Here is a 23843-nt window from a genome sequence, read left to right on the forward strand (position 1 = left end):
GCTTGACTATCCACCAGCAGCTGTTCAGAATGATGGTCATGCGTTCACTCAAACGAACAGAGCGCGCGGTGTCCCGGTGACCGCGGAACGCGAGGTGTGGCGCGAGGCGCTCGGCGTCGTGCTCGCCACCAGCGCCTACGGCATCTCGTTCGGTGCCCTCGCCGTCGCCTCCGGGCTGGACGTGTGGCAGACCTGCGTGCTGAGCCTGCTGATGTTCACGGGCGGGTCGCAGTTCGCGTTCATCGGCGTCTTCGCCTCGGGCGGCCTCGCCGCCCTCCCGTCGGCGATCGCCTCGGCCGCGCTGCTCGGCGTGCGCAACGTCGCCTACGGCATGCGCATGTCGCCCCTCGTCGGAGGAGGACCGTGGCGCCGTGCGGCCGCCGCGCACTTCACGATCGACGAGTCCACCGCCGTCGCGATCGCCCAGAACGACCCTCGCCTGCGCCGGGTGGGCTTCTGGGTCACGGGCGTGGGCATCTTCATCGGCTGGAACCTGACCACCCTCACCGGAGCCCTCGTCGGCGACGTGCTCGGCGACCCGAAGGCCTGGGGCTTGGACGCGGCGGCCGCGGCAGCGTTCCTCGCCCTGCTGTGGCCGCGCCTCCGTCAGCGCCAGGCGGTGGCCGTCGGCGTGGCGGCGGCAGTGGTCGCGGCGGCGTTGACCCCGTTCCTCATGCCGGGGTTGCCGGTGCTGATCGCCGCGGTCGTCGCGATCGCGGTCGGGTGGTTCAACTGGCTCGGGCGGGACGACGCGGGGCGCGAGCCGCTCGAGACGCGGGAGGCCGGCGCATGAGCCTGTGGAGCGCCGTCCTGCTGGCCCCCCTGATCTGCCTCGCGCTCAAGGCCGCGGGCTACCTCGTGCCGCCGAAGGTGCTCGAGGCGCCGCGTCCCGCCCGCATCTCCGATCTGCTCACGGTGGCCCTGCTCGCGGCACTCGTCGCAGTGCAGACCCTCGGCGACGGTCAGGCCATCACGGTCGACGCCCGCGTGCCCGCGCTGCTGGTGGCGGCCGGACTGCTGTGGCTGCGGCAGTCGTTCCTCGTGGTGGTCGTGGCGGCGGCGCTGGTGGCGGCGCTGCTGCGCCTGTTCGGGCTCGCGAGCTGATCGGCGGGTGCCGCGACCGCCGCGCGGATAGGATCGAGGGGTGCGCGTGAACGGGATCTCGAGGGTGCTGTCGTGGGTCGCCGCGGCCCTGGTCGGCGGTGTCTACGGCGTGGCCGGGACCATCGCGCACAGCGTGATGTGGGGCCCGATCCCGGTCGGCCTGATCGTCGCGGCGATCGCCTGCGCCGCCATCCTGGTGGCGATCCGCGCGCTCACCCACGACCGCTGGGCGGCCGTCGCCGCAGGGCTCGGGATGCTCGGCATGCTGGTCATGATCTCCGGTGTGGGCCCCGGCGGCTCCGTCGTGGTGCAGGACTCCCTCGCCGGTCGCATCTGGACCTACCTGGCGGCGGGGATCGTGCTGCTCGTTGTCGCGTGGCCGTCGTTCTCGCGCCCGCCCGCACGACCCGCGAGCGCGCCGACGGAGGATCGGGAGCCGAGCGCGACGTAGACTGGAGCGGTGACGTATGTGATCGCCCTCCCGTGCGTCGATGTCAAGGATCGCGCCTGCATCGACGAGTGCCCCGTTGACTGCATCTACGAGGGCGAACGGTCGTTGTACATCCACCCGGACGAATGCGTCGACTGCGGTGCCTGTGAGCCGGTGTGCCCCGTCGAGGCCATCTACTACGAGGACGACCTGCCCGACGAGTGGCAGGACTACTACAAGGCCAACGTCGAGTTCTTCGACGAGATCGGCTCGCCGGGAGGCGCCGCCAAGGTCGGCGTCTACCCGTTCGACCACCCGATCATCGCCGCGCTGCCGCCGCAGGGCGAGTAGGCGCCGGCCGTGAGCGTCCGCGACCTCGCCGACTACCCGTGGGACGCGGTCGTCCCGTTCCGTGACCGCGCAGCGCAGCACCCGGGCGGTCTGGTCGACCTCTCGGTCGGCTCGCCCGTCGACCCGACGCCCGACATCATCCGCCGGGCGCTCGCCGAGGCGACAGACGCCCACGCCTATCCGCAGACGGTCGGCACGCCCGCGCTGCGCGAGGCCATCGTCGCCTGGTATGCGCGCCGCCGCGGCGTGCCGGATCTGCGCATCGACAACGTGCTGCCGACGATCGGCTCGAAGGAGCTCGTCGGGCTCCTGCCCACGCTGCTCGGTCTCGGGCCGGGCGACATCGTGGTGCACCCGCGCGTGGCCTATCCGACGTACGACGTGGGCGCCCGCGTCGCCGGAGCCACACCGCTCGCGGCCGACGATCCGGCGGAGTGGCCCGAGGGCACGAAGCTCATCTGGATCAACACCCCGGGCAACCCCGACGGGCGCACCTGGAGCGTCGCGGAGCTCGCGGCCGCCGTGCGTCGCGCGCGCGAGCTGGGCGCGGTCCTGGCGAGCGACGAGTGCTACGCGGAGCTGGGGTGGGACGGCCCGTGGTCGACGGAGCCGATCCCGTCCGTGCTGGACCCGCGGGTGACCGACGGCAGCCGCGCCAACCTGCTCAGCGTGTACTCGCTCAGCAAGCAGTCGAACCTCGCGGGGTATCGCGCCGCCTTCGTGGCCGGGTGCGCCCGCATCGTGGGGGAGCTGCTCACCGCCCGCAAGCACCTCGGCCTCATGCCGCCCGCTCCGGTGCAGCACGCGATGGCCGTGGCGCTCGGCGACGACGCGCACGTGGCCGCGCAGAAGGAGCTGTACCGCGCCAGGCGCGACCTGCTCCGTCCGGCCCTGGAGGCCGCCGGCTTCCGCATCGACGGCTCGGAGGCGGGTCTCTACCTGTGGGCGACGGAGGGACGCGACGCGTGGGAGTCGCTGGGGCGGCTCGCCGACCTGGGCATCCTCGCGGGTCCCGGCCTCTTCTACGGTGCCGACGCGGCGCAGCACGTGCGGCTCGCGCTGACCGCGCCGACCGAGCGGGTGAGCGCGGCGGCAGAGCGCCTGCACGACGGCGCTCTGTAGCTTCCCTCAGCTCAGCGGCGATCTGTTTGGCGGTTGTCACAGTAGGCCGGTGGGACTACTAGGCTGTAAAAGCGATTCGGTCGTCACCCGACCAGGCGCTCGGCGCCGAGAGATCGCCACTTCCGGCTTGATCACGAACGTGCTGACACCCCCGCGACGCGCAGGCGGTCAGACAAAGGAGGAGGGCGCGTGAGCGCTGCAGCAGACCAGACGGCGAAGCTGACGATCGGTGACACCACCGCCGAATTCCCCGTGGTGCGCGGCACGGCCGGCCACGACAGCATCGATTTCTCGACGTTGACCAGGCAGACCGGGTACACCGGACTCGACTACGGCTTCGTGAACACCGCCTCGACCAAGTCCGAGATCACCTTCATCGACGGCGACAAGGGCATCCTGCGCTACCGCGGCTACCCGATCGAACAGCTCGCCGGGAGCACCAGCTACCTCGAGGTGGCGTGGCTGCTCATCTACGGCGAGCTGCCCTCGGCATCCGAGCTCGCCGAGTTCGACGAGAAGATCCGCCGCCACACGCTGCTGCACGAAGACCTCAAGCGCTTCTTCTCCGCGCTGCCGCACACCGCGCACCCCATGTCCGTGCTGTCCTCGGCGGTCGCCGCCCTGTCGACGTACTACGAGGGCCAGACCGACCCGCACAACCCCGAGCACGTCGAGCTGAACATGATCCGCATGCTCGCCAAGCTCCCGGTGATCGCGGCCTACGCGCACAAGAAGAGCGTCGGGCAGGCGTTCCTGTACCCTGACAACTCCCTCGGGTTCGTGGAGAACTTCCTCAAGCTCAACTTCGGCGTCAACTCCGAGCCGTACGAGATCAACCCGGTCATGGCGAAGGCGCTCGAGCTGCTGCTGATCCTGCACGAGGACCACGAGCAGAACGCCTCCACGTCGACCGTCCGCCTCGTCGGCTCGACGGGCGCGAACCAGTTCGCCTCCGTGTCCGCCGGCATCCAGGCGCTCTCCGGCCCGCTGCACGGCGGTGCGAACGAGGCCGTGCTGACGATGCTCGGCCAGATCCGCGACTCGGGGCAGAGCGTCGCGCGCTTCGTGGAGCGGGTGAAGAACAAGGAAGAGGGCGTGAAGCTGATGGGCTTCGGGCACCGGGTCTACAAGAACTACGACCCGCGCGCCAAGCTCGTCAAGGAGGCGGCCGACGAGGTGCTCGCCTCGCTGGGCGTGACAGACCCGCTGCTCGACCTGGCGAAGGAGCTCGAGGAGCTCGCGCTCGCCGACGACTACTTCCGCGAGCGTCGCCTCTACCCGAACGTCGATTTCTACACCGGCGTGATCTACAAGGCGATGGGCTTCCCGACGCGCATGTTCACGGTGCTGTTCGCGATCGGACGGCTCCCGGGCTGGCTCGCGCAGTGGCGTGAGCTGCAGCTCGACCCGCAGACCAAGATCGGCCGCCCGCAGCAGCTGTACACGGGTTCGCCCGAGCGGTCCTTCCCGACGCGCTGAGCCGTCACCCGAAACGCCCCCTCCGTCACATCGGAGGGGGCGTTTCGGCGTCCGGCAGCGCAACGCAGAACGGTGCCCCCCGTGAAGAGGAGCACCGTTCCGGGTGGCAGGGGTGTCAGCGGCCCTGCGAGCCGCGGCCACCGCCCTGGCGGGACTGGCCGCCCTGGCGCGAAGCGCCGCCGGTCTGCGTGGAGTAGCTGCCGCCCTGGCCGCCGCCCTGACCGCCGGAGCGGCGGCGGCGACGTCGCGCGGGCGGGGTCGCCGCGGAGCTGCGTTCGCCACCGGCGGGCCGCTGCTTGGCGGCCGGGCGCTGCGGCGCCTGCTGCACCGGTGCGGGGCGCACGTGCGGCGCGCGCTCCGGCACCAGCTCGGTCACCGCGGCCGGGGTGAGCTCTTCGAGCGGGGCCGAGATCGCGGCCTTGCGCAGCAGGTCCTTCACGTCGCGGCGCTGCTCGGGGAGCACGACCGTGACCACCGTGCCCGCGGCGCCGGCACGCGCGGTGCGGCCGGAGCGGTGCAGATAGGCCTTGTGCTCGACGGGCGGGTCGACGTGCACCACGAGGTCGACGTTGTCGACGTGCACACCGCGCGCCGCGACATCCGTGGCCACGAGCACGCGCACCCCGCCGTCCTCCGGAGCGGTCGAGAACGCGCCGAGGTTGCGCTCGCGCGCGTTCTGCGAGAGGTTGCCGTGCAGGTCGACCGCGGGGATGCCGGCGGCCGTGAGCTGCTTGGCGAGCTTCTTCGCCTGGTGCTTCGTGCGCGTGAACAGGATGCGACGGCCGGTGCCGGACGCCAGGTCGCGCACGAGCACGGTCTTGTTCTCGGTGGAGTCGACCACCAGCACGCGGTGCGTCATCTCGCCCACGGGCACGCTCGCCTCATCGACCTCGTGGCTGACCGGGTTCGAGAGGAACCGGCGGGCGAGGGTGTCGATGCCGCGGTCGAGGGTCGCGCTGAACAGCAGGCGCTGTCCGTCGGCGGGCGTCGCCGCGAGGATGCGGGTGACGCCGGGGAGGAAGCCGAGGTCGGCCATGTGGTCGGCCTCGTCGAGCACCGCGACCTCGATCGCGCTCAGACGCACGACCTGCTGCTTCATGAGGTCTTCGAGGCGACCGGGGCAGGCCACCACGATGTCGACGCCGCCCTGCAGCGCCTTCTCCTGCGGTCGCTGGCTGACACCGCCGAACACGGTGGTGACGCGGAGGCCCACGGCCTCGGCGAGCGGGGCCACGGTGGCGGCGATCTGCGTCGCGAGCTCTCGGGTCGGCGCGAGCACCAGGCCGCGGGGGAGCCCGGCGCGGCGCTTGGTGCCCGAGGCCGCGAGCCGCGCCACGAGCGGAAGGGCGAAGGCGATGGTCTTGCCGCTGCCGGTGCGTCCGCGACCGAGGAGGTCACGGCCGGCGAGCGAATCGGGAAGGGTGTCGCGCTGGATCGCGAACGCCTCGGTCTTGCCGGAGGCGGCGAGAACGGCGGCGAGCTCGGCGGGAACGCCGAGATCGAGGAAGGAAGGCATGCAGAAACTCCGTCAGCGCCCGACAGGGGCGCGGTAGTGGGGTGAGGTGGGCGAGGACGCGGCGGATCGCGCGTCCGTTCGCCGTACGTATGGCCAGTTCGGGCTAGTGATGGGAGCGCCGGGCGCTCGCTTCGGTCCTCGGAGACCCCTAGACGACGACGATGCTGACCGGCCGGCGGCGCGAGCAGCGGTGTCAGTCTACCAGTGGCGGCATGCCGGAGGCCGCATGCCCGGTGTCAGGCGTGCAGCGCGTCGTTCAGCGTGACCCCGACGCCGGCGCGCTGGACCGCCTCGACTGCACCGGTGAGGGAGTTGCGGCGGAACAGGAGGCCGTCGCGGCCGGACAGCTCCGCGCCCTTCACTGTCGGACGGCCGCCGTCCGGAGTGACCGGGCCGTCGGCCAGCACGATCTTGGTGCCAGCCGTGACGTAGAGCCCGGCCTCGACCACGCAGTCGTCACCCAGCGAGATGCCGATCCCTGCGTTGGCGCCCAGGAGCGTGCGCGACCCGATCGAGACACGGTGCGTGCCGCCGCCGGAGAGCGTGCCCATGATGGAGGCGCCGCCACCGATGTCGCTGCCGTCGCCCACGACGACACCCTGCGAGATGCGGCCCTCGACCATGGAGGCGCCGAGCGTACCGGCGTTGAAGTTCACGAAGCCCTCGTGCATCACGGTGGTGCCGGGGGAGAGGTGGGCGCCGAGGCGCACGCGGGACGCGTCGGCGATGCGGACACCGGCGGGCTGGACGTAGTCGGTCAGGCGCGGGAACTTGTCGAGCCCCTGCACCTGGATACCCGCCCGCTGGAGCTGCGGGCGCAGACGGGCCGCGTCGGACGGCAGGACAGGTCCGGCGTTCGTCCAGGCCACGTTCGGCAGGTGGGCGAAGATGCCGTCCAGGTTCAGCTCGTTCGGGCGTGCGACCAGGTGCGACAGCGCGTGCAGCCGCAGGTACGCGTCCGCGGTGGAGGCGGGGGCGGCGTCGAGGTCGACCTGGAGCTGGACGACCTCGACCGTCACGTTGCGGCGCTCGTCCGGCCCGGCGAGCGGGACCAGGGCGTCGACCGCGGCCGCGGCGTCCTCGGTCGAGGGGGCGACGGTGCGCACCTCGGGGAACCAGGCGTCCAGGACGGTGCCGTCGCCGGCGGTCGTGGTCAGTCCGATGCCCCACACAGTTCTCGCGTCGCTCATACCTCCACGGTATCGCGGGCCGACCCGGGCCTCCGCCCGCATGACGACGGTCGGTAGGCTGAGGGCATGGTGCTCGATCTGACCGCGTCCTCTGCTGCCCTCACCCGCGCGATCTGCGACATCCCGAGCGTCTCGGGCGACGAGAAGACGCTCGCCGACGCCATCGAGCAGTCCGTCGCCCCCCTCGCGCACCTCGAGGTCATCCGGCACGGGAACACGATCGTCGCCCGCACCGACCGCGGCCGAGACCGTCGCGTGGCGATCGCCGGCCACATCGACACCGTGCCCGTGAACGGCAACCTTCCCACGCGCGACATCGAGGTCGACGGCGAGCCCTACCTGTGGGGGCGCGGCACGGTCGACATGAAGGCGGGCACCGCGGTGCAGCTGAAGCTCGCGGCCGAGCTGACCGACCCCGCGGTCGACATCACGTGGATGTGGTACGACAACGAAGAGGTCGAGGCGACCAAGAACGGGCTCGCGCTGCTGGCGGCGGCACGTCCCGATCTGCTCCAGGCGGACTTCGCGATCCTGGGCGAACCGTCGAACGGCGAGGTCGAGGGCGGCTGCAACGGCACGCTGCGGGCGATCGTGCGTACCTCGGGCGTCCGCGCCCACAGTGCCCGGGCGTGGATCGGCGAGAACGCCATCCATCGCGCCGCGCCCATCCTCACCCGTCTGGCCGAGTACCGCGCTCGGGAGGTCCCGGTCGAGGGGCTGCTGTACCGCGAGAGCCTCAGCGCCGTCCGCATCGCCGGCGGGGTGGCGGGCAACGTCATCCCCGACGCGTGCGAGGTCGAGGTCAACTACCGCTTCGCGCCCAGCAAGTCGGCCGCCGACGCCGAGGCCCACGTGCGCGCGGTGCTCGCGGGGTTCGACGTGGAGATCACGGATGCGGCCGAGGGGGCACGCCCCGGGCTGGACGCCGACATCGCGCGAGACTTCGTGACGGCGGTCGGCGCCGAGCCGCGACCGAAGTACGGCTGGACCGACGTGGCGCGCTTCTCGGCGCTGGGCATCCCCGCCGTGAACTACGGCCCCGGTGACCCGCACCTCGCCCACCACGACGAGGAGCGGGTGCCGCTCGCGCAGATCGCGGCGGTCGAGCAGGGCCTGCGGGCATGGCTCACCTCGCACTGAGCACGGCACGTCGCTGGGCCCGGCTTCCCCTTCCGCTGCGCATCGGCCTGATCTATCTCGGCGCGCGCGTCGTGACGACGGGGTTCCTGATCGCGGCGGCGTCGCTGTCCACCGTCTTCTCGCGCTTCGGCGGTGACGCGGGCCTGATCGATTTCGTGCTCGGCTGGGACGCCCAGTGGTACTGGCAGGTGGCCGTCCACGGGTATCCGAGCGAGCTGCCGCTGACCGACGCCGGCGAGGTCGCCGAGAACGCGTGGGCGTTCATGCCGGTGTTCGCATACGCCGCGAAGGCGCTCGGTTTCGTGCTCGGCTCGTGGGGAGCGGGAGCGTTCGTGCTCGCCCTCGTCGCCGGCTACCTGGCCTGCCTGGCGCTGCACCGCCTGCTGCGCGATCGCATCGGCAGCGGGGCCGCGCTCTGGGCGGTCGTGTTCTTCGCCGCAGGGCCGCTGGCCGCGATGTTCCAGGTGGGCTATGCGGAGACGCTGTTCCTGCTGCTGCTGTTCCTCGCCCTGGACGCGACGATCCGCCGGCAGTACGCGTGGCTGTACCTGCTGATCCCGGTGATGGGCTTCACGCGACCCGGGGTTCTGGCGTTCGCGCTGTACCTCGGCCTCCACGGCATCCTCCGCTGGATCCACCGCCGCGACGATCCGCTCGCCCTGCGCGAGGTGGTGCACATCGTGGCGGTCGGCGCGCTCGCGGTCGCGACCGGCTTCGCGTGGCAGGTGATCGCCGCCGTCGTCACGGGCGACCCCGGGGCGTATCTCGCGACCGAGCTCGCCTGGCGTCGGCACTGGATCGTGGGCGGCGTCGACGGCTTCGTGCCGTTCGAGGGGTGGGTGCAGGCGTCGCAGTTCTGGTTCTCGCTGTGGGGGCTTCCCGCCGCGGGGGGACCCGTCGCGCTCGTGCTGCTCGTGGTGGCCGCGGCCCTCGCGCTGCTGTTCGCCCGCCCGGTGCGGGCACTGGGTGCGGACCTGCGCCTGTGGAGTGCGAGCTACCTGCTGTACCTGCTGGCGGTGTTCTTCCCGCAGTCGAGCACGTTCCGGTTGCTGCTGCCGCTCAGCCCGGCGTGGGGCGCGGTCGCGGTGCCCCGGTCGCGCGCCTGGCGTCTCGGCGTGCTGGTGCTGTGCCTGCTCGGTCAGTGGGTGTGGATCTACCACGTGTATGCGCTCGGCAGCACGTTCTGGCAGGTTCCCTGATCGCGCGGGAGAACGGGATTGTGTCGGCGTGACGTCCACGGCGCGGTGTCACCCGATAAACTCGTTCCATACCACCGGAGGAAAGGGAGCCACGATGGCAGCGATGAAGCCGAGGACCGGAGACGGACCGATGGAGGCCGTGAAAGAAGGACGACTCATCATCGTGCGCGTTCCGCTCGAGGGCGGCGGCCGCCTGGTCGTCTCCGTGAACGACGCCGAAGCGAAGGAGCTCCACGACGTGCTGGGTGCCGTCGTGACGCCGGCCTGATCGAACCGGGTCCGCTCGTGCGGAACCAGGAGGGCGATGGATCCGCGGATCCATCGCCCTCTTTCGCTGTTCCGGCCCCGTGCCCGCGGTCAGTCCTGGTCGTCGAGGCGCACCAGCTGCAGCAGTCCCTCACCGGCCGGCGACACCGTGGCCAGCACCGCGGAGGACTCCTGGGTCGCCTGCACCAGCGAGCGGTAGGCGGAGGTCACGTCGTCGCGCTGCACGGGGTCGGCCACGCGACCGCCGGCGAGGATGCGCGGCACGAGCACGAGCCCGCCGACCCGTGCGAGCCGCAAACCGTGCTCGACGTACTCGATCACGTTCTCCGGGTCGGCGTCGACCAGCACGATGTCGTACGAGGACTCGTTCATGCGCGGCAGCACGTCGCTCGCGCGACCCGTGATGAGGCGGGCTCGGGTGGACGGGACGCGGGCGTCGGCGAACGCCTGGCGTGCCGCGGCGAGATGCTCCGGCTCGTTGTCGATCGTGGTCAGAACGGCCTGCGGGGCGCCGCGCAGCAGCCAGAGGCCGGACACGCCGGCACCGGTGCCGATCTCGACGATCGACCGCGCCCCCGCAGCGGCGGCGAGCACGGCGATCTGCGAACCGACCGCGGCGCTCACCGGGGCGGCACCGAGCTCGACCGCGTGCGCGCGCGCCCTCGCGAGGGAATCCGGTTCGACGATGGATTCTCGAAGGAAGCGCGCGTTGGCGTCGTGCTCGCTCATGGCCTGACTCTCCCTGCCTGCGTGGGTGATGCCTCCAGGGTATGGGCTGTCTGCGCGCAGACTCCGCAGGCGCGGCGGTAGCCTGGTCACATGACGTTCGGTCTGACCTTCGAGAAGCTGCTGCTGATCGGCCTCATCGCGGTGCTGATCATCGGACCCGAACGTCTTCCCCGTGCGGCCGAGAGCTTCGCGCGACTCGTCCGCAAGGCCGGCGAGTACCTGCGCGACACCAAGTCGCGGATGCGGGAGGAGATGGGCCCGGAGCTCGACGACGTCGACTGGCGCAAGCTCGACCCGCGGCAGTACGACCCCCGGCGCATCATCCGCGACGCCCTGTTCGAGGAGCCCCAGCCGGCGACCCCGGCCGCGGTCGCCGCCACCATCGCGGAACCGGTGGCCCCGCGCACCGCGCCGCCGGTGTTCGACGCGCAGAACCGTCCTCCGTTCGACTCCGAGGCCACCTGACCCGACGGCTCAGGAGACGCGGGATCGCAGGCGTGCGATGTCGTCGTCGCTCAGCAGCACGCGGGGGATCGCGGTCGCGACCGCGGCATCGCGCACCTTGAGCAGCACGGCGTCGCGTCCGACGCGGACGTGCTGGAACGTGGAGTAGGGGATCTCGGAGCGCCGCCGGTCGCTGCCCAGCTGCAGCCGGTCGTCCTCCAGCGCCACCCACACCACGCTCTCCACGGGCATGGCGGCCCGCACCGCACGGCGCGCGCTGGACACCGACAGCAGCACCGCATAGAGGCCGAGGGCGACCGCGACCGCCGGAGTGAAGGCCACGATGGCGGACGTCTCCTGCCCGGCGCGCGCGGTCGCGGTGAGGTTGAGCACGCCGATGATCAGGGCGGCGGCCAGCGCCAGCCACATGACGATGGCGACCGGGCGCGTGAGGGTGTAGATCGCGGCGTCCCTCGCCATGTGACGGAGCAGTCTCTCGTCCACGGTCACGGAGCGGTGCGGCATCCGGGCATCCTCCACGGGTCAGGAGATCGACATCGGCAGCGGTCGACCGGCGAGGCCGCGTCCCCGTCGTCCGAGCTGTGCGGCAAGAGTGCGGATCGCGGTCGCCGCCGCGTCGTCCGGCTCGGCGATCACGACGGGGTCGCCGACGTCGCCGCCCCGCCGCAGCGCGGGGCTGAGCGGGATCGATGCCAACAGCGGCACCGGGGAGCCGGGTTCCGACAGGGCCTCGGCGACCGCCGCCCCGCCGCCCGCGCCGAACAGGTCGACCACGGTGCCGTCCGGGAGCGTGTACGCCGCCATGTTCTCGACCACGCCGATCACCCGCTGTCCGGTCTGCCGCGCCACCAGTCCGCTGCGGATCGCCACCTCCGATGCGGCCGCCTGCGGCGTCGTCACCACGAGGACCTCCGCGTGGGGGAGCAGCTGACCGATCGAGATCGCGATGTCTCCCGTGCCGGGCGGCATGTCGATCAGCAGCACGTCGAGGTCGCCGAAGAAGACGTCGGTGAGGAACTGCGACACGGTCCGATGCAGCATGGGCCCGCGCCACGCGACGACCGACTCGCCGTCGCGCAGGAACATCCCGATCGAGATCGCCTTCACGCCGTGCGCGACCGGGGGCAGCATGAGGTCGTCGATGCGCGTGGGCTGCGTGCCGGCGGGGATGCCGAGCAGACCGGGGATCGAGAACCCGTGCACGTCGGCGTCGACGAGGCCGACCGCGAGCCCGCGCTGGGCGAGAGCGACCGCGAGGTTCGCGGTGACGGTGGACTTGCCGACGCCGCCCTTCCCGCTGGACACGAGGATCACGCGGGTGAGCGACTCGGGTCCGAACGGCATGTGGCGCGGCGGGCGACCGGCGCGCAGCTTCTCGGTCAGCGCCTTCCGCTCGGCGGGGGTCATGACCCCCACGTCCACCTCGACGGTCTCGATGCCGGGCACCGCGGCGGCCGCGGCGCGGACATCCCGCTCGATGCGGTCGGCGGCGGGGCACCCGACGATGGTCAACGCGATCCCGACGTGCGCGACGGTGCCGTCGACCTCGATGTCCCGCACCATGTCGAGCTCACCGATGGGGCGTCGCAGCTCCGGGTCCGTGACGGCGGAGACGGCGCTGCGGACGCTGTCGGCCGCGGTCATGGGGTCGCGCCGCCCGCCGGCTCGTCCTCGGCGTCGTTCAGCTCGGCCAGCAGCGCCTTCAGCTCCTGGCGCAGCACGTCTCGGGTGACCGCCTGCGAATTGCGCTCCTCGAGCGCCATGCGCAGCGCCACGATCTCCCGCGCCAGGTACTCCGTGTCGGCGAGGTTGCGCTCGGCCCGCTGGCGGTCCTGCTCGATCTGCACGCGGTCGCGGTCGTCCTGCCGGTTCTGCGCGAGCAGGATCAGCGGGGCGGCGTACGAGGCCTGCAGCGACAGCATGAGCGTGAGCGCCGTGAACCCCAGGGCCGCATCGTCGAAGCGCAGGTGGTGCGGCATGAGCGTGTTCCACCCGATCCAGAGGATGCAGAACAGGCTGAGGATCACGAGGAAGGCGGGCGTGCCCATGGCCCGGGCGACCCACTCCGTGAACCGTCCGAAGCGGTCGCGGGAGGTGGTGCGGGGGCGCGTGGTTCCCCGCCCCGGTGCGTCCAGGCGCGGCGTCGAGCGGCTCATCCTCGCCATCAGCGCGCCCCCGTCGTGGGCGAGGCGTCGTCGCTGTCGTGCGTGCGCCAGTCGTCGGGCAGCAGGTAGTCCAGCACGTCGTCGATGCTGATGGCGCCGACGAGGCGGTGGGCGGCGTCGATCACGGGCAGCGACACCAGGTCGTAGCTGGCGAGCATGCGGGCGACCTCGGCCGCGGAGGCCGTGACCGGCACGGGTTCGAGGCTGTCGTCGAGGATGGCGCCGAGGCGCTCGTGCGGCGGGTAGCGCAGCATCCGCTGGAAGTGCACGAGGCCCAGCAGGCGTCCGGTCGGGGTCTCGAACGGGGGCAGCGTGACGAACACCGCGGCGGCGAGGGCGGGGTGCAGCTCGTGACGGCGAATGAGCGCCAGCGCCTCGGCCACGGTCGCGTCGGCGGAGAGGATGATCGGCTCCGGCGTCATCAGGCCGCCCGCCGTGTCCGGGCCGTAGCGGAGCAGCATCCGGACGTCCTCTGCCTCCTCCGGCTCCATCAGCTCGAGCAGCTGCTCCAGGCGGTTGGGCGGCAGCTGCGCGAGCAGGTCGGCGGCGTCGTCCGGTTCCATCTGGTCGAGGATGTCCGCGGCGCGCTCGTCGCCGAGCCGGTCGAGGATGTGCACCTGCTCGTCCTCCGGCATCTCCTCCAGGGCGTCGGCGAGACGGTCGTCGGAGAGCTCTTCGGCGACCTCGATCATGCGCTGCTGCGGCAGGTCGAGGAGGGTGTTGGCGAGGTCGGCGGCGTGCAGTTCGGAGTACGACGCGACGAGCTGCTCGGCGGACTGCGCCTCGCCCGGCGCCCGCTCCTCGGCGACCTCGTTCCAGGCGGCGAACGTCGTCGGCCCCTTGGCGAAGGGGGAGGCCCCGGTCTTCGGTCGCCGCAGGAAGAGCTGGCTGATGGCCCATTCGCCCAGACGGTTCGGCTCGATCGCCACGTCTTCGATGACGGCGGTGCCGCTGCCGTCGATGAGGCTCACGCGGCGCCCGAGCATCTCCGCGAGCACCCGCACCTCACCGGCTCGCGGTGAGAAGCGGCGCACGTTGATGAGGCCCGTGGTGATGACCTGCCCCGACCGGATCGAGGTGACCCGCCCGATCGAGAGGAACACGTGGCGGCGGCCGGGGATCTCGACCACGAGGCCGATCACACGAGGGGCCGCGGTACTTCGATACACGACGACGACATCCCGGACTTTGCCGAGCCGGTCGCCGACGGGATCGAAGACGGCGCACCCTGCGAGGCGCGCGGCGAAGACCCGTTGTGTGCTCACTCGTCCAGCGTATCCCGGGGGTCTCGCCCGCGGCGGCCGCACGCCATCCGCGGCGGCCGTGAGCACGGCATGGAAGAATGGCTTGATGAGCATGCTTAATCGCCCAGCGAACGGCACGGACACCGGCGAGATCGTCGCCTCGATGCGCGACTACGAGAGCGCGCAGAAGACGGTGTCGAAGCTGATCGCCGGAGAGGTGCCGGCGCGGGACATCGCGATCGTCGGGCAGAGCGTCCGCACGGTCGAGCGGGTGACGGGGCGCCTCGGCTATGCCGCCGCTGCCCGATCGGGCGCGATCAACGGCGTGCTGATCGGGCTCTTCCTGTCGGCCATCCTGGTGCTCGGCAACCCCGAGGTCCCCATCCAGCTGTTCGTGGGATTCGTCTTCATCGGTGTCGCGGTCGGCATGCTGCTGAGCCTCGTGACGTACGCGATCGTCCGCCGGCGCCGCGACTTCGCGAGCGTCACGCAGTTCGCCGCCGATCACTACGAGGTCACGGTGCAGGCGGCGTCGCTGGCCAAGGCCCGCCAGGTGCTCGGTGCCACGCGGGTCGCTCCGGTGCGCCCGCCCGTGAACCTGGACGAGCCGCCGCGCTACGGGGAGCGCATCACCCCGGGCGCCGGTACCCCCGCTCCCGCTCCCGCACCCCCGGCTGCCCCGGCTCCCGCGCCCGCTCCGCCGGCCGCGCCGGCCCCCGAACCTGAGCCGGGCGCCGACCCCGCCCCCGCTCCGGCCCCCGAGCCCGCTCCCGCCCCGGAGCCCGCCCCCGAACCCGCTCCCGCCCCCGAACCCGCTCCCGCCCCGGAGCCCGCTCCCGCCCCGGAGCCCGCTCCCGCCCCCGAGCCCGGGGTGCCGCCCCGGCCGGCCGATCCCGGCGCCGCTGGCACGATCCGCTGACGCGGCACGACGAGCGATGAGCACCCTCGACGTCGCGCTGCCCAACGGCACGGTCACGGTGTCGATCGATCGGACGGACGCCGAGAGTGACGACATCGTCCTGATCGCCCACGGCGCCGGCGCGGGCAAGGACCACCCGTTCCTCGTCGGCCTCGCCGGGGCACTCGACGGTCTCGGTCTCGCGACGGCACGGTTCTCCTTCCCCTACAGCGAGCAGGGGCGGAAGATGCCGGGTCCGGCGGCCCACGCCGTCGCCACCTGGCGCGCGATCGTCGAGGCCACCCGGGCCGCCCACCCCGGTCGACGCATCTGGGCCGCGGGCAAGTCGTACGGCGGGCGCATGGCGTCGCTCGCGGTCGCCGAGGGGCTCGCCGTCGACGGGCTCGTGTACCTCGGCTACCCCCTGCACCCGCCGGGGCGCCCGGACCGTCCGCGCACCGAGCACCTTCTGGCGATCGCCGTGCCGCAGCTGTTCATCGAGGGGACGAACGACCCGTTCATCCAGCCGCTGTCGCAGTTCGAGGAGGCGTTCGCCGCCTGCCAGGACGCCCGGGTCCACTGGATCGAGGGCGGCGGTCACTCCTTCGAGATCGCGGGACACAAGCGCCCCGCGGCCGATGTCGGGGCCGCGCTCGCCCCGGTGATCCGCGACTTCATCGTCGCCCGACGCCGCTGACGAGATTCCCCAGAACTTTTTCTCCGATTCGCGTAATGAATCGCGTGCGAGCCCGTCTCATCAGGTGGAGACGCCACACGAACTCCTCCGGGGGGCAGAGTTCGGGCGCCGGTGCGGGGGGTTCTGCGCCGGTCGGGTGGGCTCGGGAGCCTCGGGGGAGGAGTTCCCGGCCCGGCCCGCTTCCATGCAGGGGGACGGGCCGCCGATCTGGGGAGAACGGCGGCCCACCACCCCTCACTCCGCCAGACCGGAGGCAGCGGCTAGATCAGGCGGCGCAGGTCCGCGTCGGCGAGCAGCCGGCGCATCGTGGTGCGGCCGAGCGCGCTCATCGCCGGATTCGAGCGCTCGTAGTACCAGCCGAGGCCCGCGGCCTGCTGGAAGGCCCAGGCCGCGCCGCGCAACCAGGTCGTCGTGCCCACGTCGACCGCGTCCCGCAGCACCTCGCGCACCGGCGCGTCGAACAGGTGCCACGCGCACACCAGGTCGAGGGCGGGGTCGGCCGGACCGACGTCGCCCCCGTCGAGCACACCGACCAGGCGGGTGCCGCCGTCCTCGGCGATCAGCAGGTTGAACGGGGTGAGGTCGCGGTGGCTCATGACCACGTCCTCGGCGGACGGCAGCGACCGCAGCTCCGACCACAGGGCGGTGGCCGCGGCGACATCGAAGAGCGACCCGCTGCGCGCGAGGCACTCCGCGACCCACTCGTCGTGGTCGGCCAGCACTCCGCCGCGGCCCCGACCGTCGAACCCGCGCCCTGCGACGTCGACCGCGCGCAGCGCACGGATCAGCGCCACGAGGTCACGCGCGAGGTCCGCGGCATCGGCGTGGGCCAGCGGGTCGGCCGGTCGTCCGGGCACCCACGTCTGCACCGACCACGCCGACGGGTAGTCGGTCGACGGCGGCACGACGCGCACGGGGACCGGGGTGGCGAACGGCGTGGCCTCGGCGAACTCGTGCAGGGCGGCCGCCTCCCTCCGCAGCTGCTGCTCGGTGGTGGGCAACAGCGGGAAGCGCGCCACGAGGTCGTCGCCGAGCCGCACGATGGTGTTGACCGTGCCCGCCGCGGGGACCCTGCGCAGCGGTCGACCGTGCAGGTCGGGTGCATCCCGGGCGAGCAGACGGTCGGCGAGGGTGTCGTCAACCGTCAGCTCACCGTCGTGCATCGCCGGGTCAGCCGCGGAGCCGGGCCATCCACGCCTCGACCTCGTCGGCCGTGCGCGGGATGTCGGCCGACAGGTTCACGGGGCCGTCCTCCGTCATCAGGATGTCGTCCTCGATCCGGACCCCGATGCCGCGCAGCTCGGCGGGCACCGTGAGGTCGTCGATCTGGAAGTACAGACCGGGCTCGATCGTGAAGACCATGCCGGGGGCGAGGATGCCGTCGTAGTACATCTCGCGGCGGGCCTGAGCGCAGTCGTGCACGTCGATACCCAGGTGGTGCGAGGTGCCGTGCACCATGTAGCGGCGGTGCTGACCGCCGGCGTCGGCGTCCAGCGCCTCCTCCGCCGTGACCGGCAGCAGACCCCACTCGGCGGTGCGCTCGGCGATCACGGCCATCGCGGCGGCGTGCACGTCGCGGAACCGCACGCCCACCCGGGCTGCCGCGAACGCGGCGTCGGCGGCCTCTCTGACCGTCTCGTACACGCGCCGCTGCACGTCGGTGAAGGCGCCCGAGACCGGCAGGGTGCGCGTGATGTCCGCCGTGTACAGGCTGTCCGCCTCCACCCCTGCATCCACCAGGATCAGGTCTCCGGGAGCGACCACGCCGTCGTTGCGCGTCCAGTGCAGGTAGCAGGCGTGCGGGCCGGACGCGGCGATCGTGTCGTAGCCCTCGCCGTTGCCGTCCTCGCGCGCGCGGCGGTGGAACACGCCCTCGACCACCCGTTCGCCGCGGGCGTGCGCGATCGCGGCGGGAAGCTCGCGGATGATGTCGTCGAAGCCGTTCGCGGTGATCTCCACCGCACGCCGCATCTCGGCGATCTCGAACTCGTCCTTGATGAGGCGCAGCTCGGAGACGACGCGGGTGAGGGTCTCGTCCTCGTCGAGGACGAGCTCGCCCTCGCTCGGGCGGAACTCGTGCAGGTGTGCCGTGGCGATCTGCAGGTCGGCGGCGACGCCGGCCAGCGAGGGGCGCGGGCCGATCCAGAACTCGCCGATCGTCGCGTCGGCGTAGAACTCGGTGGTGGTGCGGTCCGCGCGCTCGCGGAAGTAGAGGGTGACGTCGTGGCCGCCGTCGGTCGGCTCGAACACCAGGACGGAGTCGGGTTCGGCGTCCGACGCCCACCCCGTGAGGTGCGCGAACGCCGAGTGGGCGCGGAACACGTAGTCGGTGTCGTTGCTGCGCTGCTTGAGAGAGCCCGCCGGGATCACGAGGCGCTGCCCGGGGAAGGCGGCCGACACGGCGGCGCGGCGCTTCGCCGCGAACGGTGCCTGCGCGCGCGGAGCCGGAACCGTCTCCGGACGCTCGGCCCATCCGGTCGAGATGGTGTCGAGGAAGCCCTGCGGGAAAGGCTGCTTGCGATTGGTCGAGCTGTTCTCGACGGGGGCTTCGACGGTCTCGTCAGCGATCGTGTCGCGTTCTCCGGTGCTCATCGCTCCAGTCTCTCACCCCGGGGCGCACGCGCAGGATCAGCCGGCCGGTTCCAGTTGCACCACGAGCGCGCGGTGATCGCTGCCACCGGCGTCGTCCAGGACGACGGACCCCGTCGGGCGCCAGTTCGGAGAGGCCATCACGTGGTCGATGGGGGCCCCGGCCAGCGCGGGCAGGGAGCTGGGCCACGTGCCGGACAGACCGTTGCCCGTGCGAGAGGCGACGTCGCGGCAATAGCCCATGTCGCCCCCCTCCACGCCGAGCGACGCCATGTGGTCGACCGTGGCGTTGAAGTCACCCGCGAGGATGAAGTCGCCCGCCGGGCACTGGTCGGCGATCCACTGCAGGTCGCTCTGCCACTGCTGCATCTCCTCCATGCGCGGAGCGACCGCATGCACGGCCACGATCGTCGGCCCGTCGCCGTCCACCGGCATCAGCACGACGCTCGGCACGGACCCGGTGTTGCTGCTGCCGTCCCTGGCGGACTCGATCACGGAGTACTCGCCCAGCTCGGGAGCGACCAGCACGGTCGTCTGCCACGACTGCGGGCCGTTCGGCACGTCGGGCCGGAACTGCACGTGGTGCACCCACATCGGGTGCCCCTGCTCCCGCAGCATCAACGCGATGCGCTCGCCGACCGCCTCGGTGGTCTCCGGCAGAGCGACGACGTCGGCACCCTGCTCCAGGATCCGTCGTGCGATCTCCTCCGCGGGAACGGCCTCGCCCGCCGTGTTCCAGGTCAGCACCCGCAGGCTGCTGTCGGTCGCGGCGGGGAGGGTGGCGCCGGTGAAGCCGCGCGTCGCGCCGATCACCCCGGTGGCCCCGGCACCCAGCAGCGCCACGATCAGGATCGACGCCGCGAACCCTCGGAGTGGCCGGGCCAGCAGCAGCAGGAGCGCCAGCACCGCGACGACGAGGAGCGCGCCGAGCACCAGGCCGCGGGCGGCGACCAGCTGCGCGAACGGGTAGGTCTGCTCGAGGCGGAAGAACTGCGGCCACACCACGATGGCCGTCGCGATCGCGAACAGCACGGTGAACAGGATCCCCAGGAGACGAAACATCCCCTCCAGCCTAGAAGCGACGCCTGTGAAAGCCCTGCCGCGACGCCGATCAGCGCGGCTGCGGATCCGCGGGTCCCGGCGCTCGCTACGCTCGGAGGATGCCCGCCGCGTCACACAGGTTCGCCGGTCCCGCCGACCTGCACCTGCACTCCAACCACTCCGACGGCACGGAGTCGCCCGCCGAGGTGATGCGGCAGGTGTACGCGCACGGTGTCCGCACGGCCGCACTGACCGATCACGACCGCACCACCGGCTGGACCGAGGCGGGCGACGCGGCGGTCGCCCTCGGCATGACGTTCCTGCCCGGAATGGAGCTCTCCGCCAAGCACGAGTGGCGCAGCGTGCACGTGCTGGGCTACCTCTTCGACCCGGACGACGCCGCGCTGCGCGCCGAGACGAACCGCATCCGCGACGACCGGATCGGACGGGCCGAGCGCATCGTGCGCAACATCGGTCGCGACTACGACCTGCAGTGGGACGACGTCGTCGCCCAGACCACTCTCGACGCCACGGTCGGCCGACCGCATATCGCCGACGCCCTCGTCGCGCGCGGCATCGTGCGGGATCGCACCGAAGCGTTCGACGGCATCCTGCACCCGCGCGAGGGCTACTACGAACCCCACTACGCCCCCGATCCGCTCACCGCCGTGCGGCTCATCACCGCCGCGGGCGGGGTGGCCGTCATCGCCCATCCCGTCACGACCGGCCGCGATCGCATGATGCCCGTGGCGTACATCGAACGGCTGATCGACGCGGGGCTCGGCGGCTTCGAGGTGGACCACCGCGAGAACACCGCGCAGGGCAAGAGGATGCTGCGCGAGCTCGCGGCACGGCACGACCTCATCGTCACGGGGTCGAGCGACTACCACGGCAGCGGCAAGCCGAACCGCCCGGGGGAGAACACGACGGCCGAGGACATGGTGCAGCGCCTCATCGAGCGGGCGTCGGGCTCCACACCGCGCTACCCCTGACGTCGCGCTGCCGTCGAGTGGCGGTGGCGGCGGGACCCGTGAGGAACGACGAGGGGCGCCGCACGGATGACCATGCGGCGCCCCTCGGACGATGATGCGGCCGGCTCAGGCGCCGGCGACGGGCGCGGCGCCGGCGGCACCGGAGCCCCCGCGACGACGACGGCGGCGGCGGGCGGGAGCCGACTTGCCGTCGTGGTGCTCCTTGCCCGCACCGTCGTGCGTGCCGGCGCCCTCGGCGCCGCGGTCAGCGGACGCAGCGGAGGAGCCTTCGGACGCGGTGCCGTCGGCGGCACCCTCGGCGAACGTCGAACCGACCTGGCTCGAGCCCGTGCGGCGGCGGCGACGACGACGCGTGCCCGCCTCGCCCGTGCCCTCGGCCGCGGCATCGGCGGCGCGCTCCGGACGACGGGTGCGCTCGGTCTTGACCGGCTCCTTCTTCGGCGCGGAGACCAGACGGCCCTTGGTGCCCTCGGGGATGTCGAGGTCGGTGTACAGGTGCGGGCTCGACGAGTACGTCTCGATCGGCTCCGGCTGGCCGAACTCCAGCGCTCGGTTGATGAGGGCCCACTTGTGCAGGTCCTCCCAGTCGACGAACGTGACCGCGATACCCGTCTTGCCCGCCCGGCCCGTGCGACCCGCGCGGTGGAGGTACGTCTTCTCCTCATCGGGGATCGTGTGGTTGATCACGTGCGTGACGTCGTCCACGTCGATGCCGCGGGCGGCGACGTCGGTCGCGACCAGCACGTCCTTCTTGCCCGCCTTGAACGCCGCCATCGACCGCTCGCGCTGGTCCTGACCCATGTCGCCGTGCACGCCGCCCACGTTGAACCCGCGGTCGCCCAGCTCGTCGACGAGACGCTGAGCGGCCCGCTTGGTGCGGGTGAAGATGACGGTCTTGCCGCGGCCCTCGGCCTGCAGGATGCGGGCGATGACCTCGTCCTTGTCGAGCGAGTGCGCGCGGTAGACGAGGTGCTTGATGTTGGCCTGCGTGAGACCCTCGTCGGGGTCGTTCGCGCGGATGTGGATCGGGTTGGTCATGAACCGGCGGGCCAGTGCCACGATCGGTCCGGGCATGGTCGCCGAGAACAGCTGGGTGTGGCGCACGGCCGGGACCTTCTGGAAGATCTTCTCGATGTCGGCGAGGAAGCCCAGGTCGAGCATCTTGTCGGCCTCGTCGAGCACGACCTCGGTCGCGTTCGACAGGTCGAGCAGGCGCTGACCGGCCAGGTCGATCAGACGGCCGGGGGTGCCGACGACGATCTGCGCGCCCGCCTTGAGCTGGTCGATCTGACCCTCGTAGGCCTTGCCGCCGTAGATGGCGACGACGCTGGTCGAGCGGTTGCTGGTGAGCAGGTCGATGTCTTCGTACACCTGCACCGCGAGCTCGCGGGTGGGGACGACGATCAGCGCCTTGACGCCGTGCTCCGGGTCCTTCCCGAGCCGCTGCACGACGGGGATGCCGAAGCCGAAGGTCTTCCCGGTACCGGTCTTGGCCTGGCCGATGATGTCCTGGCCAGGCAGGCCGAGGGGGATGGTCTGCTCCTGGATCGGGAAGGCATCCACGATGCCCTTCGCGGCCAGTGCGTCGACGATGTCCTGATCGATGCCGAGATCGGCGAAAGTTGTCACTGTTTTCAGATTGCCTGTCCGGCGACCCGCGGGGATCGCCACGTAAACGGAGCCACGCCGTCTCTTGTGCCACAGGCGCGGGGCCCCGCTCCGACGGCGGGGACAGGGACAGCCTACCGGAGCCCCTCTCTCCGCCAGGAAGAAGCGCGGGCCCGAGTATTGTGAACGACGTGGTGGACTCGGGAGGACGGCCTCGTGGTTAAGTGGTTCTGGCAGCGCGACCGTGCGCCGCGGCGCGCCCTCGCACTGCGCAGTCGCGGCGAGCAGGGCGATGCGACCCGGGTCGATTTCGCCGAGCTGGCGCCCGAGCTTCCGCGCTTCCTCGGTCAGGCCGCCTACCTGCAGCTCGGCTACTTCGAGACGCTGACGCGACTCATCCGCGCGACACCCGAGCTGTCCGAGAAGGAGGCCCTGTCGCGCGCGGCGGGTGCCGCCCTCACCAAGCACCGCGGCATCGTCGACCTGATCGCCGAGCGCGGAGACGACCCCACGCAGCTGATGCTCCCCTTCCGCGAGCACCTCGACGCGTTCCGCCGCAAGACCATCGGCGCGCGCCCCCGGGAGACGCTCCTCGCCGTGTACATCACCGCGGGTATGCTCGACGACTTCTATCTCGCCCTCGCGTCCAGCTACGGAGAGCCGGGGCGGCGCGTCGCCGAGATCCTGAGCGAGGACGACGCCAGGCACGAGATCGTCGCGATCATCCAGGAGACGATCGAGAGCGACGAGGAGTGGCGGTCGCTGCTGTCGATGTGGGCGCGGCGCCTCGTGGGCGACACGATCCTCGTGTGCCGTGCCGCGCTGCGACCGGAACTGCTCGCCGTCGAGGAGGAGCGCATCGAGCCGGTCTACACCGAGCTCATGGGCGCGCATGCTCGACGCATGGACGCGATGGGCCTCGCCTCCTGAGCGGGCGGGCCCGCCGGGTCAGATCCCGAGCGCGGCCTTCGTCTCGGCGTCCGAGCGCCGGCGCAGGGCGGTGACCCCGACCGCGACCGCGGCCGAGACCACCACGGAGCCGAGGATGCTCGCGAGCCAGAGCCACGGGCTGTCCTCGCCGACGCCCGCCCACTGGAGCACGGTGTAGAGGAGCGCCGCGGTGGCGGTGGCGACGGCCGGAGCCAGGGCCACGCCCCGGAGCTCACGGCCGCCGACGACGTAGTGCACGGCGATGCCGAGCGCGCACGCCGCGATCAGGGCGAGGAGGATGTACATCGGCGGTCAGGCGACGAAACCGACGCGGCGCGACTCCTCGGTGCCCAGCTCGATGAAGGCGAGGTTCGCGGTCGGCACGATGTAGGAGTTGCCCTTCACATCGGCGAAGCTCAGGTGGCTCGCGCTCTGCTCCAGCGCCGCGGAGACCTGGGTGCGGACCTCGTCCGCCGAGGCGGCGGTGTCGAAGCTCAGCTCGCGGCCGGTGTTGATGATGCCGATGCGGATTTCCACGCGTGCTCCTTGAAGTTCGTCGGACTCGCCAACTCTATCGCGCGGCAGCGGGGCCGGATCGGCTGTCGCCGCCGGTTTCGCCAGCAGCGCACAGCGCGCCCGCGCGGGGCGGGCGACGCCCATGTCGGCCGCTCCCGTTAGCGTGGAGGA

27 protein-coding genes are annotated in these 23843 nt (G+C 72.0%); 14 read left to right on the plus strand and 13 right to left on the minus strand.

Annotation, left to right across the window (positions count from 1 at the left end):
- Positions 1 to 76 precede the first annotated feature (76 nt).
- The 6 genes from KV394_RS11115 (at position 77) to KV394_RS11140 (ending at position 4486) form a co-directional block, all read left to right on the plus strand.
- Entirely contained in the window at positions 77 to 793 is a 717-nt protein-coding gene (locus KV394_RS11115; protein WP_136045755.1) for an AzlC family ABC transporter permease, read from the plus strand.
- Positions 790 to 1104, plus strand: a complete 315-nt coding sequence (locus tag KV394_RS11120; protein WP_247981456.1) for an AzlD domain-containing protein — start codon at positions 790 to 792, stop codon at positions 1102 to 1104. The genes KV394_RS11115 and KV394_RS11120 overlap by 4 nt, the downstream gene beginning before the upstream one ends.
- Positions 1105 to 1150: 46 nt before the next feature.
- Positions 1151 to 1555, plus strand: coding sequence for a histidinol dehydrogenase (locus KV394_RS11125; protein WP_247981457.1), 405 nt, complete (start codon positions 1151 to 1153; stop codon positions 1553 to 1555).
- A gap of 9 nt (positions 1556 to 1564) precedes the next feature.
- Positions 1565 to 1885: a ferredoxin gene (gene fdxA / locus KV394_RS11130; protein ID WP_017203330.1), complete on the plus strand. Its 321-nt coding sequence runs from the start codon at positions 1565 to 1567 to the stop codon at positions 1883 to 1885.
- 9 nt (positions 1886 to 1894) lie between these two features.
- Positions 1895 to 3007, plus strand: coding sequence for a succinyldiaminopimelate transaminase (gene dapC, locus KV394_RS11135; RefSeq protein ID WP_247981458.1), 1113 nt, complete (start codon positions 1895 to 1897; stop codon positions 3005 to 3007).
- Between the two features lie 189 nt (positions 3008 to 3196).
- Positions 3197 to 4486, plus strand: coding sequence for a citrate synthase (locus KV394_RS11140; RefSeq protein WP_136028647.1), 1290 nt, complete (start codon positions 3197 to 3199; stop codon positions 4484 to 4486).
- Positions 4487 to 4601: 115 nt separating this feature from the next.
- Here KV394_RS11140 and KV394_RS11145 read toward each other — a convergent pair whose 3' ends face one another.
- Together KV394_RS11145 and dapD are read right to left on the minus strand one after the other, a co-directional pair.
- Complete coding sequence (locus KV394_RS11145; protein ID WP_247981459.1) at positions 4602 to 6002, minus strand: DEAD/DEAH box helicase; 1401 nt, start codon at positions 6000 to 6002, stop codon at positions 4602 to 4604.
- A gap of 236 nt (positions 6003 to 6238) precedes the next feature.
- A complete protein-coding gene (dapD, locus tag KV394_RS11150) occupies positions 6239 to 7192 on the minus strand; it encodes a 2,3,4,5-tetrahydropyridine-2,6-dicarboxylate N-succinyltransferase (protein WP_136033204.1) in 954 nt (317 codons plus the stop codon).
- A 66-nt stretch (positions 7193 to 7258) separates the two neighbouring features.
- Between dapD and dapE the strand changes: the two genes are divergently transcribed.
- The 3 genes from dapE (at position 7259) to KV394_RS11165 (ending at position 9799) form a co-directional block, all read left to right on the plus strand.
- Entirely contained in the window at positions 7259 to 8332 is a 1074-nt protein-coding gene (dapE, locus tag KV394_RS11155; RefSeq protein WP_247981460.1) for a succinyl-diaminopimelate desuccinylase, read from the plus strand.
- A complete protein-coding gene (locus tag KV394_RS11160) occupies positions 8314 to 9531 on the plus strand; it encodes a hypothetical protein (RefSeq protein WP_136035379.1) in 1218 nt (405 codons plus the stop codon). The genes dapE and KV394_RS11160 overlap by 19 nt, the downstream gene beginning before the upstream one ends.
- Positions 9532 to 9625: 94 nt before the next feature.
- Entirely contained in the window at positions 9626 to 9799 is a 174-nt protein-coding gene (locus KV394_RS11165) for a DUF3117 domain-containing protein (RefSeq protein WP_136033199.1), read from the plus strand.
- An 89-nt stretch (positions 9800 to 9888) separates the two neighbouring features.
- Here the strand turns inward: KV394_RS11165 and KV394_RS11170 are convergent, their stop codons facing one another.
- A complete protein-coding gene (locus tag KV394_RS11170) occupies positions 9889 to 10527 on the minus strand; it encodes an O-methyltransferase (RefSeq protein WP_136033197.1) in 639 nt (212 codons plus the stop codon).
- A gap of 90 nt (positions 10528 to 10617) precedes the next feature.
- Here KV394_RS11170 and KV394_RS11175 point away from each other — a divergent pair, with 90 nt between their 5' ends.
- A complete protein-coding gene (locus tag KV394_RS11175; RefSeq protein WP_247981461.1) occupies positions 10618 to 10992 on the plus strand; it encodes a Sec-independent protein translocase family protein in 375 nt (124 codons plus the stop codon).
- A 9-nt stretch (positions 10993 to 11001) separates the two neighbouring features.
- Here KV394_RS11175 and KV394_RS11180 read toward each other — a convergent pair whose 3' ends face one another.
- Genes KV394_RS11180 through KV394_RS11195 form a run of 4 tightly spaced genes read right to left on the minus strand, consistent with a single transcriptional unit; the run spans position 11002 to position 14422 of the window.
- A complete protein-coding gene (locus KV394_RS11180) occupies positions 11002 to 11496 on the minus strand; it encodes a YcxB family protein (protein WP_247981462.1) in 495 nt (164 codons plus the stop codon).
- A gap of 18 nt (positions 11497 to 11514) precedes the next feature.
- Positions 11515 to 12636 carry an Mrp/NBP35 family ATP-binding protein gene (locus tag KV394_RS11185; RefSeq protein WP_247981463.1) on the minus strand — a complete coding sequence of 374 codons (1122 nt, stop codon included), beginning with the start codon at positions 12634 to 12636 and terminating at the stop codon, positions 11515 to 11517.
- Complete coding sequence (locus KV394_RS11190) at positions 12633 to 13157, minus strand: DUF1003 domain-containing protein (protein ID WP_136033189.1); 525 nt, start codon at positions 13155 to 13157, stop codon at positions 12633 to 12635. Before KV394_RS11190 ends, KV394_RS11185 begins: the two co-directional genes overlap by 4 nt.
- The gene (locus KV394_RS11195; RefSeq protein ID WP_247981464.1) at positions 13157 to 14422 is read right to left on the minus strand and encodes a magnesium transporter MgtE N-terminal domain-containing protein; all 1266 of its coding nucleotides are present in this window, start codon (positions 14420 to 14422) and stop codon (positions 13157 to 13159) included. The genes KV394_RS11190 and KV394_RS11195 overlap by 1 nt, the downstream gene beginning before the upstream one ends.
- A 91-nt stretch (positions 14423 to 14513) precedes the next feature.
- Between KV394_RS11195 and KV394_RS11200 the strand changes: the two genes are divergently transcribed.
- Together KV394_RS11200 and KV394_RS11205 are read left to right on the plus strand one after the other, a co-directional pair.
- Positions 14514 to 15320 (plus strand): general stress protein, encoded by an 807-nt coding sequence (locus tag KV394_RS11200; protein WP_407665442.1) that lies wholly within the window; start codon positions 14514 to 14516, stop codon positions 15318 to 15320.
- A gap of 16 nt (positions 15321 to 15336) precedes the next feature.
- Positions 15337 to 15996 carry an alpha/beta hydrolase family protein gene (locus KV394_RS11205; RefSeq protein ID WP_247981466.1) on the plus strand — a complete coding sequence of 220 codons (660 nt, stop codon included), beginning with the start codon at positions 15337 to 15339 and terminating at the stop codon, positions 15994 to 15996.
- A gap of 260 nt (positions 15997 to 16256) precedes the next feature.
- Here the strand turns inward: KV394_RS11205 and KV394_RS11210 are convergent, their stop codons facing one another.
- Genes KV394_RS11210 through KV394_RS11220 form a run of 3 tightly spaced genes read right to left on the minus strand, consistent with a single transcriptional unit; the run spans position 16257 to position 19647 of the window.
- Entirely contained in the window at positions 16257 to 17159 is a 903-nt protein-coding gene (locus KV394_RS11210; RefSeq protein WP_247981467.1) for a phosphotransferase, read from the minus strand.
- Between the two features lie 7 nt (positions 17160 to 17166).
- On the minus strand, positions 17167 to 18588 hold the full coding sequence (locus KV394_RS11215; RefSeq protein ID WP_247981468.1) for an aminopeptidase P family protein: 1422 nt from the start codon (positions 18586 to 18588) through the stop codon (positions 17167 to 17169).
- A gap of 36 nt (positions 18589 to 18624) precedes the next feature.
- Positions 18625 to 19647 (minus strand): endonuclease/exonuclease/phosphatase family protein, encoded by a 1023-nt coding sequence (locus tag KV394_RS11220; RefSeq protein WP_136029982.1) that lies wholly within the window; start codon positions 19645 to 19647, stop codon positions 18625 to 18627.
- Positions 19648 to 19745: 98 nt separating this feature from the next.
- Here KV394_RS11220 and KV394_RS11225 point away from each other — a divergent pair, with 98 nt between their 5' ends.
- Positions 19746 to 20618 carry a PHP domain-containing protein gene (locus KV394_RS11225; protein WP_247981469.1) on the plus strand — a complete coding sequence of 291 codons (873 nt, stop codon included), beginning with the start codon at positions 19746 to 19748 and terminating at the stop codon, positions 20616 to 20618.
- Between the two features lie 105 nt (positions 20619 to 20723).
- Here KV394_RS11225 and KV394_RS11230 read toward each other — a convergent pair whose 3' ends face one another.
- Positions 20724 to 22247, minus strand: a complete 1524-nt coding sequence (locus tag KV394_RS11230) for a DEAD/DEAH box helicase (RefSeq protein WP_247981470.1) — start codon at positions 22245 to 22247, stop codon at positions 20724 to 20726.
- Between the two features lie 195 nt (positions 22248 to 22442).
- On the opposite strand from KV394_RS11230, the gene KV394_RS11235 reads away from it, so the two are divergent.
- A complete protein-coding gene (locus KV394_RS11235) occupies positions 22443 to 23156 on the plus strand; it encodes a ferritin-like fold-containing protein (RefSeq protein ID WP_247981471.1) in 714 nt (237 codons plus the stop codon).
- An 18-nt stretch (positions 23157 to 23174) separates the two neighbouring features.
- Here the strand turns inward: KV394_RS11235 and KV394_RS11240 are convergent, their stop codons facing one another.
- The gene (locus KV394_RS11240) at positions 23175 to 23462 is read right to left on the minus strand and encodes a hypothetical protein (protein WP_136029973.1); all 288 of its coding nucleotides are present in this window, start codon (positions 23460 to 23462) and stop codon (positions 23175 to 23177) included.
- 6 nt (positions 23463 to 23468) lie between these two features.
- Complete coding sequence (locus KV394_RS11245; protein WP_136029971.1) at positions 23469 to 23693, minus strand: DUF3107 domain-containing protein; 225 nt, start codon at positions 23691 to 23693, stop codon at positions 23469 to 23471.
- Between the last annotated feature and the right edge of the window lie 150 nt (positions 23694 to 23843).

Source organism: Microbacterium sufflavum (genome assembly GCF_023101165.1).
GTDB lineage: Bacteria > Actinomycetota > Actinomycetes > Actinomycetales > Microbacteriaceae > Microbacterium > Microbacterium sufflavum.

Coding starts and splice junctions, on each gene's coding strand:
- KV394_RS11120 (WP_247981456.1), top strand. CDS start 790: ATGAGCCTGTGGAGCGCCGTCCTGCTGGCCCCCCTGATCTGCCTCGCG.
- KV394_RS11145 (WP_247981459.1), bottom strand. CDS start 6,002: ATGCCTTCCTTCCTCGATCTCGGCGTTCCCGCCGAGCTCGCCGCCGTT.
- dapD (WP_136033204.1), bottom strand. CDS start 7,192: ATGAGCGACGCGAGAACTGTGTGGGGCATCGGACTGACCACGACCGCC.
- dapE (WP_247981460.1), top strand. CDS start 7,259: ATGGTGCTCGATCTGACCGCGTCCTCTGCTGCCCTCACCCGCGCGATC.
- KV394_RS11160 (WP_136035379.1), top strand. CDS start 8,314: ATGGCTCACCTCGCACTGAGCACGGCACGTCGCTGGGCCCGGCTTCCC.
- KV394_RS11165 (WP_136033199.1), top strand. CDS start 9,626: ATGGCAGCGATGAAGCCGAGGACCGGAGACGGACCGATGGAGGCCGTG.
- KV394_RS11170 (WP_136033197.1), bottom strand. CDS start 10,527: ATGAGCGAGCACGACGCCAACGCGCGCTTCCTTCGAGAATCCATCGTC.
- KV394_RS11175 (WP_247981461.1), top strand. CDS start 10,618: ATGACGTTCGGTCTGACCTTCGAGAAGCTGCTGCTGATCGGCCTCATC.
- KV394_RS11180 (WP_247981462.1), bottom strand. CDS start 11,496: ATGCCGCACCGCTCCGTGACCGTGGACGAGAGACTGCTCCGTCACATG.
- KV394_RS11185 (WP_247981463.1), bottom strand. CDS start 12,636: ATGACCGCGGCCGACAGCGTCCGCAGCGCCGTCTCCGCCGTCACGGAC.
- KV394_RS11190 (WP_136033189.1), bottom strand. CDS start 13,157: ATGGCGAGGATGAGCCGCTCGACGCCGCGCCTGGACGCACCGGGGCGG.
- KV394_RS11200 (WP_407665442.1), top strand. CDS start 14,514: ATGCTTAATCGCCCAGCGAACGGCACGGACACCGGCGAGATCGTCGCC.
- KV394_RS11205 (WP_247981466.1), top strand. CDS start 15,337: ATGAGCACCCTCGACGTCGCGCTGCCCAACGGCACGGTCACGGTGTCG.
- KV394_RS11210 (WP_247981467.1), bottom strand. CDS start 17,159: ATGCACGACGGTGAGCTGACGGTTGACGACACCCTCGCCGACCGTCTG.
- KV394_RS11215 (WP_247981468.1), bottom strand. CDS start 18,588: ATGAGCACCGGAGAACGCGACACGATCGCTGACGAGACCGTCGAAGCC.
- KV394_RS11220 (WP_136029982.1), bottom strand. CDS start 19,647: ATGTTTCGTCTCCTGGGGATCCTGTTCACCGTGCTGTTCGCGATCGCG.
- KV394_RS11225 (WP_247981469.1), top strand. CDS start 19,746: ATGCCCGCCGCGTCACACAGGTTCGCCGGTCCCGCCGACCTGCACCTG.
- KV394_RS11240 (WP_136029973.1), bottom strand. CDS start 23,462: ATGTACATCCTCCTCGCCCTGATCGCGGCGTGCGCGCTCGGCATCGCC.